The sequence below is a fragment of the Massilia sp. UYP11 genome, assembly GCF_050434805.1.
GTDB lineage: Bacteria > Pseudomonadota > Gammaproteobacteria > Burkholderiales > Burkholderiaceae_D > Telluria.
In genome coordinates this window covers 25,397-38,546 of the sequence record NZ_JBNDJE010000018.1, presented here as the reverse complement: position 1 = coordinate 38,546, position 13,150 = coordinate 25,397, and the positions used below count along the sequence as shown (strand labels likewise).

Below are 13,150 nucleotides of genomic sequence, written 5' to 3'. Positions count from 1 at the left end.
CCATGAACAGCGCGATGAATGCCATGAACGCCGTCGGCGCCAGCGCCGGCAAGGTCGCCGCGAACGGCGCGCCGCTCGGATCGGCCCCGGCCGCGATGCCCGGCGAGGGCGCGCTGCCGGGCGCGTTGCCTTCCCAGCTGTCGGCCCAGGTGATGCCGTTCCAGCAATGGATCACCGTCGATGGCGCGCCGTCGCTGGCCGACGCGACGCTGCCACCCGCCGCGACGCTGCCGCCCGACGCCGCCACGGCCGACGCCGCCGCGCCTGACGCCTCGCCGCGCGATCCAGCCGCCGCACAGCCGGACGACGCCGACGCCGCCTTGCCGCTCGACGCCGCGCTGGCCGCGATGACGCCGCAGGTTGTCCCGGCCGCATTGCCGGCCATGATGCTGGCCATGCCAGGCGCCAAACCGGGCGCCAGATTCAGCGCCGCCAATGACGGCGCCGCGCCTGCCGCACCTGTCGCTCCAGCCGTTCCAACCGCTCCAACCGCTCCAACTGCTCCAGCCACGCTGGCCGCCCCGGCCGCCGCCGCGACGCCGGAGGCGACTGTCGCGCCGGCGGCTGCGGCGATAGCGGCTGCGCCGGCCGCCGCCGCGATGGCGGCTGCGCCGCTGGCGCCCGATGCCGCGGCGCCGCAGGCCCGCAGCGCGGTCGACGGCCCGGTCCCGCTCCCGCTCCCGGCACTGCAGGCTGCTCCTCCCGCCGCACCACGCGGCGACGCCGCCGTGGCGCAGTCGCTGCCGGCCACCCCTACCCCGGCCACGGCCGCGCCGGCCGCGCCGTCGGCCGCCGCCCGTGACGCCGCGCCGGCCGACGGCGCCGACACCGCGCCCACGGCCACCAGCGCCACCAGCGCCGGCATCGCCGGCGCCGGCGCCCAGCCGGCCGCGGCGCGCGGCGCCGACAGCGTCGTCCTCGCCGGCCCGCCGACCGCCTGGCGCCAGACCCTGCAGGAAGCGCTGGGCGAGCGTCTCCAGCTGCAGCTCGGCCGCGGCGCGCAGCAGGCCACGATCCGCCTCGAGCCGCCGATGCTGGGCCGGATCGACATCTCGGTACGTCACAGCGGCGGCAACCTGGAAGTGTCCATCGCCGCCTCCAACGGCGAAGTGCTGCGCCAGCTGAACACGGTCAGCGACAGCCTGCGCAACGACCTGGCCGGCCGCCAGTACAGCAACGTCTCGGTCAGCGTCAGCGAGATCCCGCGCGCGCAATCGACCGCCCAGGCCGGCAACCAGCCGTCCGGCCAGCCCGGCGCCGATGCCCAGGGCCGCGGCCGCCAGCAGAGCGAGGAAGAACAGCGCCAGCGCGCGCCGGGCCTCGCCCTGAACGACGCCGGCGATGCCGGTTCCTTGTTTTCGATGAATAACCGCGACTAAGAAGACCATGAAAGCAAAACTGATCATCGCCTTTGCCGGGGTCGCCGTGGCCGCCGCCGCCGCCGCGGGCGGCGCCATGTGGTACATGACCCCGGCGCCCGCCGCGGGCGCCATGGCCAAGCCGGCCCCGGAAAAGAAGCCGACCAAGTACGTCACGCTGGACAAGGTGATCGTCATGCTGCGCCGCGCGCCGAACGAGCAGGCCGCGCACTACCTGTCGGTCGACCTGGTGCTGGCCACCACCCCGGCCGAAGAAAAGGAAGCCAAGGACCAGCTGCCGCTGCTGCGCTCGATCGCCGTCTCGGCGCTGTCGGCGCGCACCATGGCAGAAGCATCAAGCATGACGGTGGACCAGTATGCGGCCGAGCTGAACAAGGTTTTCAACGCCAACTATGAAAAGGAAAACCACATCAAGCCGTTTTCCGAAGTCATGGTCGGCAAGCTGATCATCGAGTGATGCACCATTTTGGGTGACCACGTGGCCTATATGACCGATTACCTCGACGTCGCCGCCGGCGGCGCCTGCGCCGAATATGGCGAGGCGCAAGCCGCCGCCATGAGCGCGCAGGACGAAGGCCGCCACCTGCTGGCCTACGCGCCGCTGGTCAAGCGCATCGCGCGCCAGCTCGGCAGCCAGGTGTCGGGCGCGGTCGGGCGCGAGGACATGGAACAGATCGGCCTGATGGGCCTGCTCGAAGCGCTGCGCCGCTACGGCCAGCCCGACACCGGCTTTTCGAGCTATGCGGCGCTGCGCGTGCGCGGCGCCATCCTCGACGAGCTGCGGCGCCAGGACTGGCGCCCGCGCGCCGTGCGCCAGGACAGCCACCGCCAGCGCGACGCCCTGCGCGCGCTGACCCGAAACCTGGGCCGCGAGCCGAACGAAAAGGAGGCGGCGCAGGCCCTGGGCCTTTCCGCCGAGGAGTATCAGCAATATTTGCTCGACGACAGCGCCGAGGAAATGCTGAGCTTTGACGAAGTGCTGCAGGACGCGGTCGCCGAAGCCCACCATACGCCCGGCCCGGAAGAACAGTTCATGGTGCGGCGCAGCCTGGAACAGGTGCTGACCGCCCTCAACGAAAAGGAGCAGCGCGTGATCCAGATGATCTACGAGTTCGAACTGAGCTACAAGGAAATCGCCGCCGTGCTCGACCTGTCCGACGCCCGCGTCTGCCAGCTCAACAAGAGTGCGCTGGCCAAGATGAAGGCCGCGCTCCAGCGCGACTGAACCGAATAACAGAAACGCCAGAAAGGCCCTACGTCATGCAGCAACTACTCGGTATCGCCATCGTGCTCGGCGCCGTCTTCGGCGGTTTCACGATGATGGGAGGCACATTCTCCGCAATCTTCCATCCGATCGAGATCCTGATCATCGGCGGCGCCGCCTTCGGCGCCCTGGTGCTGGGCAATCCGAGGCACGTGCTGGCCGAGATGGGCCACCAGCTCAAGAAGGTCGCGGCGCGCAAGAAGCACGATTCCGAATTCCAGCGCCAGCTGCTGCTCCTGATGTACGAGCTGCTGCAGACCGCCGCCGGCGGCCTGAAGGCCCTGGATGCGCACGTCGAGGCGCCCGCCGAAAGCCCGCTGTTCCAGCGCTATCCGCTGATCCTGGAAGAGCCGAAGCTGCTGGCCTTCATCGTCGACAACTTCCGCCTGATGGCCATGGGCAAAATCAACGCCCACGAGCTGGAAGGCGTGCTGGAGCAGGAACTGGAAGCCATCCATGAAGAGCTGACCCAGCCGTCGAAATCGCTGCAAAAGATCGCCGAGGCGATGCCGGGGTTCGGCATCCTGGCCGCGGTGCTGGGCATCGTGATGGCCATGTTCTCGGTCTCGGGCGGCGCCGATTCGGGCGAGATCGCCGAGAAAGTGGGCGCGGCCATGGTCGGCACCTTCATCGGCATCTTCTTCTGCTACGGCGTGCTGGAACCGCTGGCCAACCTGATGAAGCAGACCGTCAATTCGGATGCCTCGACCATGGAGACCGTCAAGGTGGTGCTGTGCACCCACGTGGCCGGCAAGCCAGCCCTGCTGGCGATCGACGCCGGGCGCCGCCTGATCCAGCTGAACACCAAACCCAGCTTCGCCCAGCTCGAACAGTGGATCAACGCCATGGGCGGCGAAGACGAATCGCAGAACAAGCGGCGCCGCGGCAGCGACCGCATGGCGGGGTAACACGTGTCGAAAACGAACGACAAGCACGAATCGACCATCGTCAAGCGCGGCGGCGGCAAGCACCAGCACGACGAGCACGGCGGCGCCTGGAAAGTGGCGTTCGCCGACTTCTGCCTGGCCCTGATGGCGCTATTCCTGGTGCTGTGGCTGATCGCGGCGCGCGAGCAGCAGAACCTGAAGGCGATCGTCAGCGACGCCACCAATGCCGGCATGCTCGAAGGCCAGGGCCAGAAGCCGGCCATCGCCACCGAGCCGAGCGGCAGCCTGATCGAACGCTTCGAAGTCCCGCGCACCGGCAATGCCGGCACCAGCCAGCCGGGCAGCCCGAGCGCGCCGCGCACCGCCTATGAAACCCCGGCCGACCTGGCCGCCCTGTCGAAGGCCCTGACCGAGCTGTCGGTGAACGCCGGCCTGGGCGCGAACCTGGCCACCGTCGTCACGCCCTACGGCTTGCGCGTGATGCTGCACGACACCGACAAGCAGGGCATGTTCATGCGCGGCAGCGCGCTGCCCACCGGCCGCTTCGCGCGCCTGCTGCAGAAGATGGGGCCGCTGTTCGCCCAGATGCGCAACCAGATGCTGATCGTCGGCCATACCGATTCGAGCCGCTACGCCAGCGCCGACAAGGGCGGCTATTCGAACTGGGCCTTGTCGACCGACCGCGCGCTGTCCGCGCGCGCGCAGCTGCTCGCCGGCGGCATGCAGACCTCCACCATTCTGCAGGTGGTCGGCATGGCCGACCGCGGTCCGCTGCATCCGGAAGACCCGCTGGGCGGCATGAACCGCCGCATCGAACTCCTGATCCTGACCAGCGCCCAGTCGCGCGCGGTGTCGAACATGTTCGGCGCCCCCGGCAGCAACGGCGTGGCGCTGGGCAGCGGCGCCACCGTCACCCTGCCGGACGCGACGGCGCTCGAAGAATTGCGCGGCCAATTGCCGAAAACGCCATGACGATCCAACCGAAATCCCGAGGTAACCGCATGAAAATCACCGGCTCATCCAACGGCGCCGTGGCCAGCGTCGCCAGTAGCGCCCAGACTGTGGCCGCGCCGGTCCAGGTCGCGCAGTTCCAGCCCGATTCATCGGCCGCGCCGGCCGCCGCCTTACAGTCCGAAGTGCTCAAACCCGCGGCCGAAGCGCTGCGCGCCATGCCCGACTTCGACGCCGCCCGCGTGGCCGAGCTGCGCGACGCACTGGCGCGCGGCGAGCTGCCGTTCGATCCGGGCCGCCTGGCCGGACTGATCCAGAAATTCCACGGGGGACGCTGATGACCACACTTACCCGCACCCAGGCCAATGCGCTGCTGCTCGAAGGCGTCCAGCGCGACCTGCACGAAGCAACCGCCATCCACGCCTTGCTGGAACGGCAGTTCGAGGCCGCCGTGCGCCACCGCAGCGTTGAACTGACCGCGCTGGCCGAAGACCTGGCGCCGCTGCTCGAGGCCATGGAGGGCCGCCGCCAGCAGCGCCTGCAGCTGGTGCGCGCCCTGCTCGGCCCGCAAGCCGCGATGGAACAATACGTCGCCAGCCTGGCCCAGCCCGCGCGTGCCACGTTCGAAGCCGCCTGGGCCGGGCTGGAAGCCATCGTGCGCACCTGCAAGGAAGCGACCACCCGCAACGGCCAGCTGCTGGCCGAGCAATATTCCGTCATGCAGCGCGTGCTGCACGGCGAGGACACCCTGTATGCGCCACGCTGATCTGTCCATCGCGCCGACCGCGGCCACGGCGGCGACCGCTTCGACCCGTCCGACCGCGGCCATCGGCGGCGGCGGCGAAGCCAGCTTCGGCCGCCTGTTCAGCGAACTGCAGGGCGAGGTGAACGCCTACATCCAGCACGGCGACCCGGATGGCGGCGCCGCCGGCGGCCTGAGCGCCGAAGGAGCCACGGTGCGCCTGCGCGCGCAAGGCGTGATCATGGGCGAGGAAGAGCGCAGCGACGATGCCGCCGCCGTCAGCGGCGGCGCGGCCGCCGACACGCCCGAGCAGCAGGCATTCCTGGACAGCATCGCCCCCTGGGCGCGCCAGGCCGCCAGACAACTCGGCGTGGCGCCGGAACTGGTGCAGGCCCACGCCGCCCTCGAATCGGGCTGGGGCCAGCGTCCGCTGCGCACCGCCGACGGCGCGAGCAGCCACAACCTGTTCGGAATCAAGGCCGGCGCCAGTTGGGAAGGCGCCGCCGGCGTGTCCACCACCACCGAATACGTGAACGGCGCCGCGCTCAAGACGCGCGAGCGTTTCCGCGCCTATCCGGACGCGGCCAGCGCCTTCCAGGATTATGCGCGCGTATTGACCGATAATCCGCGCTACCGCGCCGCCCTGAACACCGGCAACGACGCGCAGGCCTTCGCCCAGGGACTGGCGCGCGGCGGTTACGCGACCGATCCGGGCTACGCCGCCAAGCTGGCCCGCATCGCGGGCCGCCTGCAAGGAAACAGGGAATGACGGTCTATTCGCCCAGCGGCAGGTCGATCGGCTGCACGGCGCCGGCGCCCAGCACGCGCATGCGCACCACCTGGCCGCTGGCGCTGTTCTTGACCCGCACCACGGCGCCGCGCGCGCCGGCGTCGAGCGCCTCGCCCGCCATGCTGACCTCGATGCCGTCCTGGCGCGCGGTCATGACCACGGCGTCGCCGCGCTTGACCGCGATCGGCGCCACCAGCTGGCTGGCGCGCAGGACCTCGCCCGCGCGCAGGCTGCGCCGGCTCGACCGGCCGACCGCCTCCTCGGGCACGCCGACCGGATCGCGCAGGTTGGTGACGTCGCGCCGCTCGAAGGTGACGTCGGATTCGCCCAATGTCTGGTTGGCGGCCACCGGCGTCGCGGTGACCGCCACCAGCGCCGACATGCGCGCGCGCACCACGAAATCATGGCGCCAGCCTTGTCCGTCCGGGCAGCGCGCCACGAAGCGCATGCGCGCCGGCTGGCGCGTGTCGAGCGCTTCGACGCTCACGGGCCCCTTGCAGGCGGGCGCCGGACGACTGCTGGCGACGTCCAGGTCGAACTCGGGATCGCCCAGGCCGCTGGCCGCGGCGACCTTCTCGAGCTGCTCGCGCGCGACTTGTTCTATTTGCACGGAAAGAGTTTGCGCCGACCACGCTGTGGTGCACAACAGACAGGTTACAATACTTATTGTTGCCGTGCGGAAAGCAATCATTGGACAATACGGGTCAGGCAGAAAGATCCATTCTAACCAAGTTCACTGCAGTTCACCGGAGAATCGCCATGTCGATTAATTTCAAGGAAGCCCTCGGCGTCAGCGCTGACGCGCTCCAACTGCGCGCCGAGCGCACTCGCGTGCTGGCCGCAAACATCGCCAACGAAAGCACGCCCGGCTATACGGCGCGCGACATCGACTTCGCCAGCGTGATGCAGGGCCGGATGGATGCCGACGACGGCCTGCCTACCCTGTCCGAGGATGGCCCGTTGTTTCGTGTGCCCTACCACCCAAGCGCCGACGGCAATACCGTCGAGATCGGCGTAGAGCAGGCAGCGTTCTCGCAGAACGCTTCCGATTTCCAGACCAGCCTGACCTTCATCAACATGAAGCTGCGCGGCCTGAACAAAGCCATTTCCGGCCAATAAGGAGCGCTGAATGGGTTTCAAAGATATTTCCCTGATCGCCGGCTCGGCCATGGCGGCCCAGACCGTGCGCATGAACACGATTGCCAGCAACCTGGCCAACGCGAATGCCGTGGCTACCACCGAGGCCGAAGCCTACCGCGCAAGGAAGCCCGTGTTTTCCGCCGTGCTCGACGGCGAAGGCGTGGCCAAAGTGCAGGTGCTGGACGTGGTGCAGTCGAGCGAGCCGCTGCGCCGTCTGCACGAGCCGGACAATCCGCTGGCCGACGCCGATGGCATGGTGTTTTATGCCAACGTCAATGAAGTGGCCGAGATGGCCGACATGATGGCCGCGTCGCGCGCCTTCGAAACGAACGTCGAAGTCATGGGCCGCATCAAGTCGATGCAGCAGTCCCTGATCCGCATGGGAGAAAGCTGATCATGGTCACGACCAACAATAACTTCGGTTTCAGCAGCAATTACGCCAGCACCGGTACCGGCAACAGCCCGGTCAGCGCGCCGGTGAGCGAGAACAAGGACATGTTCACCAAGCTGCTGGTGGCGCAGATCCGCAACCAGGATCCGCTGGCGCCGTCCGATCCGGCCACCTTCGTGAACCAGCTGTCGCAGCTGTCGCAGACCGAGGCGCTGGAAAAGATGACCCAGACCACCGCCGCCAGCGCCGCCATGCTGCAGAGCCTGCAGGTGCTGGCGATGGGCGGCCAGGTCGGCAGCCAGGTCTCGGTCCAGACCGGCCGCATGGAACTGGGCGATGCGCCGGTCACCGGCAGTGTGCGCCTGGAAGGCGCCAGCACCCTCACCCACGTGGTCCTGACTGACGTTGCCGGCAGGCAGACCCGCATTGAACTGCCGCCGCACGGCATCGGCGGCCAGGCATTCACGCTCGACCCGGCCAAGCTTGGCCTGCCGGCCGGCAAGTACAGCATCGCCGCCGAAGCGTCGGACGGCACCAAGCCGGCGATCGAGATCAACGGCCGCCTGAACAGCGTGCGCCTCGACTCGACCGGCGGCATCCTGATGCAGGTGGCCGGCATTGGCGAAGTCGAGCCAGGCTGGATCACCGGTTTCAACGGCAAGAACACCTCCGCCGACCTGGCGTTGACCAACTAAACAAAGGATTCCCCCATGAGCTTCAATATCGCCCTGTCGGGCATCCAGGCCATCAACGAACAGCTGAACACCCTGTCGAACAATATCGCCAACGCCGGCACCTATGGCTTCAAGAGCAGCCGCGCCAATTTCGCGTCGGTGTACGCGGGCGACATGGCCAACGGCGTGCAGGTGGGCTCGCTGACCCAGAACATCGGCCAGAACGGTAGCCTGCAGACCACCGGCCGCGGCCTCGACGCCGCCATCCTCGGCCGCGGATTCTTCGCCAGCCGCGACGCCCAGGGTGTGGTCTCGTATTCGCGCGTCGGCATCTTCAACACCAATGTCGACGGTTACCTGGTCGACGCCACCGGCAACCGCGTGCAGGGCTATGGCGCCACCGTGAACGGCATCATGGGCACCATGGGCGACATCGCGATCCCGACCGGCCAGATCCCGGCGGTGGCCAGCACCCGAGTCGCCTATACCGGCAATATGTCGGCCGACTGGCAGACGCCGGCCCTGGCGTTCGACATGACCGACGCCAATACCTACAACATGGTCAAGCAATCGGTGGTCTACGACTCGCTCGGCAACCAGCACACCGTGTCGCAATACTTCGTCAAGACCACTCCGACGGACGTGGACGTGTACTACAGCGTCAACGGCGGCGCGACGGGCGCCGCGCATACGCTGACTTTCGACGTCAATGGCCAGATCACCGCCGGCGTCACCGGCCCGGCCATTGCCGTCCCGGCGCCAGGCGCGGCCCCGCTGGCGATCAACATCGACTACACCGCCACCACCAAGTTCGCCGGCGAAGCCACCACCACCACCAACCGCGCGAACGGCTACGCTTCGGGCACCTTCGTCGGCGTGGAACTGGCCGAGGACGGCTCGGTCGTCGCCAAGTACAGCAACGAACAGCAGCAGGTCGTGGGCACCGTGGCGATCGCCACCTTCGCGGACGAAGGCAGCCTGGCCCCGTCCAGCGACACCACCTGGGTCGCCAACGCCAGTTCCGGCGCGCCGCTGTACAGCACCCCGGGCTCCGGCCTGGCCGGCAAGCTGTCCAAGGGCTCGCTCGAAGGCTCGAACGTCGACATCACCTCGGAACTGGTCGGCCTGATGACTTCGCAGCGCAACTACCAGGCCAACTCGAAGGTGATCACCGCCGAGAACCAGATGATGCAGTCGCTGATGCAGGCACTGTAAGCACGGACCATGGACAAGTTCATCTTCACTGCCGTCAGCGGCGCCCAGCGTACCCTGCAAGCACAGCAGGTGCGCGCCAACAACCTGGCCAATGCCGACACCCCGGGCTTTCGCGCGAACATCGAACTGGCATCGAGCCAGGCCCTGGCCGGCTACGGCTACGACGACGTGCACCTGTCGCGCAGCGTGGCCGATGCCGTCTCGACCCGCAACGGCGCGGTGCGCGACACCGGCCGCGCGCTGGACGTCGCCGTCAACGGCAACGGCTACCTGGCGGTCGAATACGACAACGGCGAAGCCTATACCCGCGCCGGCGCGATCGACATCGATGCCAACGGCGCGCTGTCGGTCAATGGCCGCCCGCTGCTGGGCGAAGGCGGAGCGATCGTGCTGCCGCCGCACACCGCGGTCGACATCGCGGTCGACGGCACCATCTCGGTGATGCCCGAAGGCGGCACCATCACCCAGATCATCGACCGCCTGCGGCTGGTAAGCGCCGACGGCGCCCAGCTGGCCAAGAACGAGGCCGGCCTGATCGTCACGCGCGACGGCGCGCCGCTCGCGGCCGACCAGAACGTGACCGTGCGCGGCCGCGCCCTCGAGGGCAGCAACGTCTCGGCAGTGGAAGAGATGGTGGCCGTGATGAGCCTGAACCGCAGCTTCGAACTGCAGATGAAGATGTTCAAGGCCAGCGACAGCATGAACGAGTCGGGCAACCGCCTCATCGGCGCATAGCGCACAGCGCGACGCCACAACCAAACAGGGAGCAACCATGAATCCAGCAATGTGGATCAGCAAGACCGGCGTGCAGGCACAAGACGCCAAGCTGCAAGCCATCGCCAACAACCTGGCCAACGTCAACACCGTCGGCTTCAAGCGCGACCGCGTCGTGTTCGAAGACCTGTTCTACCAGGTCGACGCCCAGCCGGGCGCCCAGAACGCCGACAACACCGTCAACGGCGGCGTCCAGCTCGGCAACGGCGTGCGCGTGGTCGGCACCCAGAAAGCCTTCACCAATGGCAGCCTGCAGACCACCAGCCAGCCGCTGGACGTCGCCATCTCGGGCGCCGGCTTCCTGCAGGTGCTGCGTCCGAACGGCGAACCGGCCTTCACCCGCGCCGGCCAGCTCAAGGTCGACCCGAACGGCACGCTGACCAATGCCCAGGGCCTGGCCATCGTCCCGCAGATCACGATTCCGCAGAACGCCACCCGCGTCACCATCGGCGAAAACGGCGTGGTCTCGGTGAGCTTCGCCAACCAGCCCGATCCGCAGGAAATCGGCCAGATCAACCTGACCGCCTTCATCAACCCCACGGGCCTGCTGGCCCTGGGCGACAACCTGTTCCAGGAAACCGCCGCCAGCGGCGCGCCGAACGAAGGCCGTCCGGGCGACGCCGCCTTCGGCAGCCTGAAACAAGGCATGCTGGAAGGCTCGAACGTGCAGGTGGTCGAAGAGATGGTCGACATGATCGCCGCCCAGCGCACCTACGAAATGAACACCAAGGTGCTGTCGGCGGCCGACAATATGCTGCAATACCTGTCGCAGGCGGCGCGCTGATGAAAGCCCTGGCCGCCGTTCTCGGCATCGTCGTGCTGGCCGGCTGCGCCACGCCGGCGCAGGTCGCCATGCGCGAAGACGACGACGACCACATGCCGCTGCAGCGCATGGCGCGCGGCGGCGTCTCGGGCGGCGTGTTCACCGCCGACACCGTCTCGCTGACCTCGGACAGCCGCGCCTACCGCGTGGGCGACGCCGTCACCGTGATCCTGCAAGAGACGACCCAGGCCAGCAAGCGCGCCGGCACCAGCATCTCGAAGGGCTCGTCGATCGGCATCTCGCCGCTGGCCGCGCTGGGCAAGGTCTACGACAAGGTGGCGGTCGACATCACGGCCGACCGCGATTTCCAGGGCGACGCCACCAGCACCCAGCAGAATGCGCTGTCCGGCTCGCTGACCGTGATCGTGCAGGAAGTGCTGCCCAACGGCCTGTTGCGGGTGGCCGGAGAAAAGAACCTGATGCTGAACCAGGGCGAGGAATTCGTGCGCCTGAAGGGCTTCGTGCGCGCGGCCGACGTCGACGCAGACAACCGTGTGTCCTCGCTGCGCGTGGCCAATGCCCGCATCGCCTACTCGGCGCGCGGCGCGCTGGCCGACGCCAACCAGCCGGGCTGGCTGACGCGGTTCTTCAACAGCTCCCTGATGCCGTTCTGAGGACGATATGAACCTGCGCCAAAAGATTTCCCAGCTCGCTCCCCTGATGGTCGCCGCCGTCCTCGGATGCGCCATCCTGCCCGCCCAGGCCGCGCAAGCCCTGCGCAACCTGGTCAGCGTCGAAGGCGTGCGCGAGAACCCGCTGGTCGGCTATGGCCTGGTGGTCGGCCTGAACGGCTCGGGCGACTCGACCCAGGTCAGGTTCGCCAGCCAGTCGGTCATCAACATGCTCAAGCAGTTCGGCGTGCGCCTGCCGGAAGGCGAGGACGCCAAGAACAAGAACGTGGCGGCCGTCATGGTCTCGGCCACCTTCCCGCCCGGCTACCGCCGCGGCCAGAGCATCGACGTCACCGTTTCCTCGCTGGGCGACGCCAAGAGCCTGCGCGGCGGCACCCTGCTGCTGACCCAGCTGCGCGCGGCCGACAACGAAATCTACGCCCTGGCCCAGGGCAATGTGGTGGTCGGCGGCCTGAACGCCACCGGCCGCAGCGGTTCCTCGGTCACCGTCAACACCCCGACCGCCGGCCGGGTGCCGAACGGCGCCATGATCGAGCGCGAGATCGCGACCGACTTCGCGACCCGCCCGCAGGTGATGCTGCGCCTGCGCCAGCCGCATTTCGAGACCGCCACCAACGTGGTCAACGCGATCAACAAGCGCTACGGCCCGATCGCCACCACCCTGGACGGCACCAGCGTCGAAGTCATCGCCCCCGAGAACCCGACCGCGCGCGTCGCTTTTGTGGCCGCCCTGAGCGCGATGAGCGTGGAAGCCGGCATCGAAGTGCCGAAAGTCGTGTTCAACTCGCGCACCGGCACCGTCGTCATCGCCGACGGCCTGCGCGTGAAGGCGGCCGCCGTGACCCACGGCTCGCTCAAGGTGATCATCTCGGAGAGTTCGCGCGTCAGCCAGCCGGGCCCGTTCGCGCGCGGCCAGACCGCGGTGACGCCGGAATCGAAGCTGTCGGTCGACCAGGGTTCAGGCCAGATGTTCCGCTGGCCGCCCGGCGCGCGCCTGCAGACCATCATCGACACCGTGAACAGCCTGGGCGCCTCGCCCGACGACATCATGGCGATCCTGCAGGCCCTCGACCAGGCCGGCGCGATCGAAGGCGAACTGGTGGTGATCTGATGCGTATCGACGATCTTCGCAACGCCAGCCCGAGCGCGAACGCTGACGCCCCGGTCGCGCCGGCCGCGGACCAGCCCGACCCGGCCTACCTGGCGAAAGCCACCCAGGCCGCGGTCGAGTTCGAACGCTTCTTCGTGAGTCACATGCTGCGCACGATGCGTTCCTCGACCCGCGCGATGGCGGCCGAGGACAGCGTGTTCAATAACCGCGTCAACCAGGACATGCAGGACATGGCCGACGACTTGCTGGCCGGGAATATGGCCGGCCAGCGCGCCTTCGGCATCGCCGACGCCATCCTGCGCCAGCTGGTGCCGGGCGCCACCACCGGCAAGCGCTGAGGCCTGCCCGGCCTGCCGGGCACATCCGATTCATCGACC

18 protein-coding genes are annotated in these 13,150 nt (G+C 68.4%); 17 read left to right on the top strand and 1 reads right to left on the bottom strand.

Going from position 1 to position 13,150, the window contains the following annotated elements:
• Positions 1 to 2 precede the first annotated feature (2 nt).
• The 8 genes from ABIB38_RS19525 to flgJ are packed head-to-tail and all read left to right on the top strand — an operon-like array spanning position 3 to position 5,992.
• Complete coding sequence (locus ABIB38_RS19525) at positions 3 to 1,379, top strand: flagellar hook-length control protein FliK (RefSeq protein WP_429206368.1); 1,377 nt, start codon at positions 3 to 5, stop codon at positions 1,377 to 1,379.
• A gap of 7 nt (positions 1,380 to 1,386) precedes the next feature.
• Positions 1,387 to 1,836 (top strand): flagellar basal body-associated FliL family protein, encoded by a 450-nt coding sequence (locus tag ABIB38_RS19520; protein WP_429206367.1) that lies wholly within the window; start codon positions 1,387 to 1,389, stop codon positions 1,834 to 1,836.
• A gap of 30 nt (positions 1,837 to 1,866) precedes the next feature.
• Entirely contained in the window at positions 1,867 to 2,604 is a 738-nt protein-coding gene (locus tag ABIB38_RS19515; protein WP_429206366.1) for a FliA/WhiG family RNA polymerase sigma factor, read from the top strand.
• Positions 2,605 to 2,639: 35 nt separating this feature from the next.
• Positions 2,640 to 3,551: a flagellar motor stator protein MotA gene (motA, locus tag ABIB38_RS19510; protein WP_429206365.1), complete on the top strand. Its 912-nt coding sequence runs from the start codon at positions 2,640 to 2,642 to the stop codon at positions 3,549 to 3,551.
• Positions 3,552 to 3,554: 3 nt separating this feature from the next.
• Positions 3,555 to 4,502, top strand: a complete 948-nt coding sequence (locus ABIB38_RS19505; RefSeq protein ID WP_429206364.1) for a flagellar motor protein MotB — start codon at positions 3,555 to 3,557, stop codon at positions 4,500 to 4,502.
• 29 nt (positions 4,503 to 4,531) lie between these two features.
• Positions 4,532 to 4,819 carry a flagellar biosynthesis anti-sigma factor FlgM gene (gene flgM, locus ABIB38_RS19500; protein WP_429206363.1) on the top strand — a complete coding sequence of 96 codons (288 nt, stop codon included), beginning with the start codon at positions 4,532 to 4,534 and terminating at the stop codon, positions 4,817 to 4,819.
• On the top strand, positions 4,819 to 5,247 hold the full coding sequence (gene flgN, locus ABIB38_RS19495; protein WP_429206362.1) for a flagellar export chaperone FlgN: 429 nt from the start codon (positions 4,819 to 4,821) through the stop codon (positions 5,245 to 5,247). The genes flgM and flgN overlap by 1 nt, the downstream gene beginning before the upstream one ends.
• A complete protein-coding gene (gene flgJ, locus ABIB38_RS19490) occupies positions 5,234 to 5,992 on the top strand; it encodes a flagellar assembly peptidoglycan hydrolase FlgJ (RefSeq protein ID WP_429206361.1) in 759 nt (252 codons plus the stop codon). Before flgN ends, flgJ begins: the two co-directional genes overlap by 14 nt.
• A 4-nt stretch (positions 5,993 to 5,996) precedes the next feature.
• Here flgJ and flgA read toward each other — a convergent pair whose 3' ends face one another.
• Positions 5,997 to 6,623 carry a flagellar basal body P-ring formation chaperone FlgA gene (flgA, locus tag ABIB38_RS19485; RefSeq protein WP_429206360.1) on the bottom strand — a complete coding sequence of 209 codons (627 nt, stop codon included), beginning with the start codon at positions 6,621 to 6,623 and terminating at the stop codon, positions 5,997 to 5,999.
• A 149-nt stretch (positions 6,624 to 6,772) separates the two neighbouring features.
• On the opposite strand from flgA, the gene ABIB38_RS19480 reads away from it, so the two are divergent.
• Genes ABIB38_RS19480 through ABIB38_RS19440 form a run of 9 tightly spaced genes read left to right on the top strand, consistent with a single transcriptional unit; the run spans position 6,773 to position 13,111 of the window.
• A complete protein-coding gene (locus tag ABIB38_RS19480; protein WP_429206359.1) occupies positions 6,773 to 7,132 on the top strand; it encodes a flagellar basal body protein in 360 nt (119 codons plus the stop codon).
• Between the two features lie 10 nt (positions 7,133 to 7,142).
• Positions 7,143 to 7,547, top strand: a complete 405-nt coding sequence (gene flgC / locus ABIB38_RS19475; protein ID WP_429206358.1) for a flagellar basal body rod protein FlgC — start codon at positions 7,143 to 7,145, stop codon at positions 7,545 to 7,547.
• A gap of 2 nt (positions 7,548 to 7,549) precedes the next feature.
• Positions 7,550 to 8,239, top strand: coding sequence for a flagellar hook capping FlgD N-terminal domain-containing protein (locus tag ABIB38_RS19470; protein WP_429206357.1), 690 nt, complete (start codon positions 7,550 to 7,552; stop codon positions 8,237 to 8,239).
• Positions 8,240 to 8,254: 15 nt separating this feature from the next.
• A complete protein-coding gene (locus ABIB38_RS19465) occupies positions 8,255 to 9,433 on the top strand; it encodes a flagellar hook protein FlgE (protein ID WP_429206356.1) in 1,179 nt (392 codons plus the stop codon).
• Positions 9,434 to 9,442: 9 nt separating this feature from the next.
• A complete protein-coding gene (locus ABIB38_RS19460) occupies positions 9,443 to 10,168 on the top strand; it encodes a flagellar basal body rod protein FlgF (RefSeq protein ID WP_429206355.1) in 726 nt (241 codons plus the stop codon).
• Between the two features lie 37 nt (positions 10,169 to 10,205).
• Positions 10,206 to 10,991, top strand: a complete 786-nt coding sequence (gene flgG / locus ABIB38_RS19455; protein ID WP_429206354.1) for a flagellar basal-body rod protein FlgG — start codon at positions 10,206 to 10,208, stop codon at positions 10,989 to 10,991.
• Entirely contained in the window at positions 10,991 to 11,644 is a 654-nt protein-coding gene (gene flgH / locus ABIB38_RS19450; RefSeq protein WP_429206353.1) for a flagellar basal body L-ring protein FlgH, read from the top strand. The genes flgG and flgH overlap by 1 nt, the downstream gene beginning before the upstream one ends.
• Before the next feature lie 7 nt (positions 11,645 to 11,651).
• A complete protein-coding gene (locus tag ABIB38_RS19445; RefSeq protein ID WP_429206352.1) occupies positions 11,652 to 12,773 on the top strand; it encodes a flagellar basal body P-ring protein FlgI in 1,122 nt (373 codons plus the stop codon).
• Positions 12,773 to 13,111 carry a rod-binding protein gene (locus ABIB38_RS19440; protein ID WP_429206351.1) on the top strand — a complete coding sequence of 113 codons (339 nt, stop codon included), beginning with the start codon at positions 12,773 to 12,775 and terminating at the stop codon, positions 13,109 to 13,111. The genes ABIB38_RS19445 and ABIB38_RS19440 overlap by 1 nt, the downstream gene beginning before the upstream one ends.
• Positions 13,112 to 13,150: the final 39 nt, after the last annotated feature.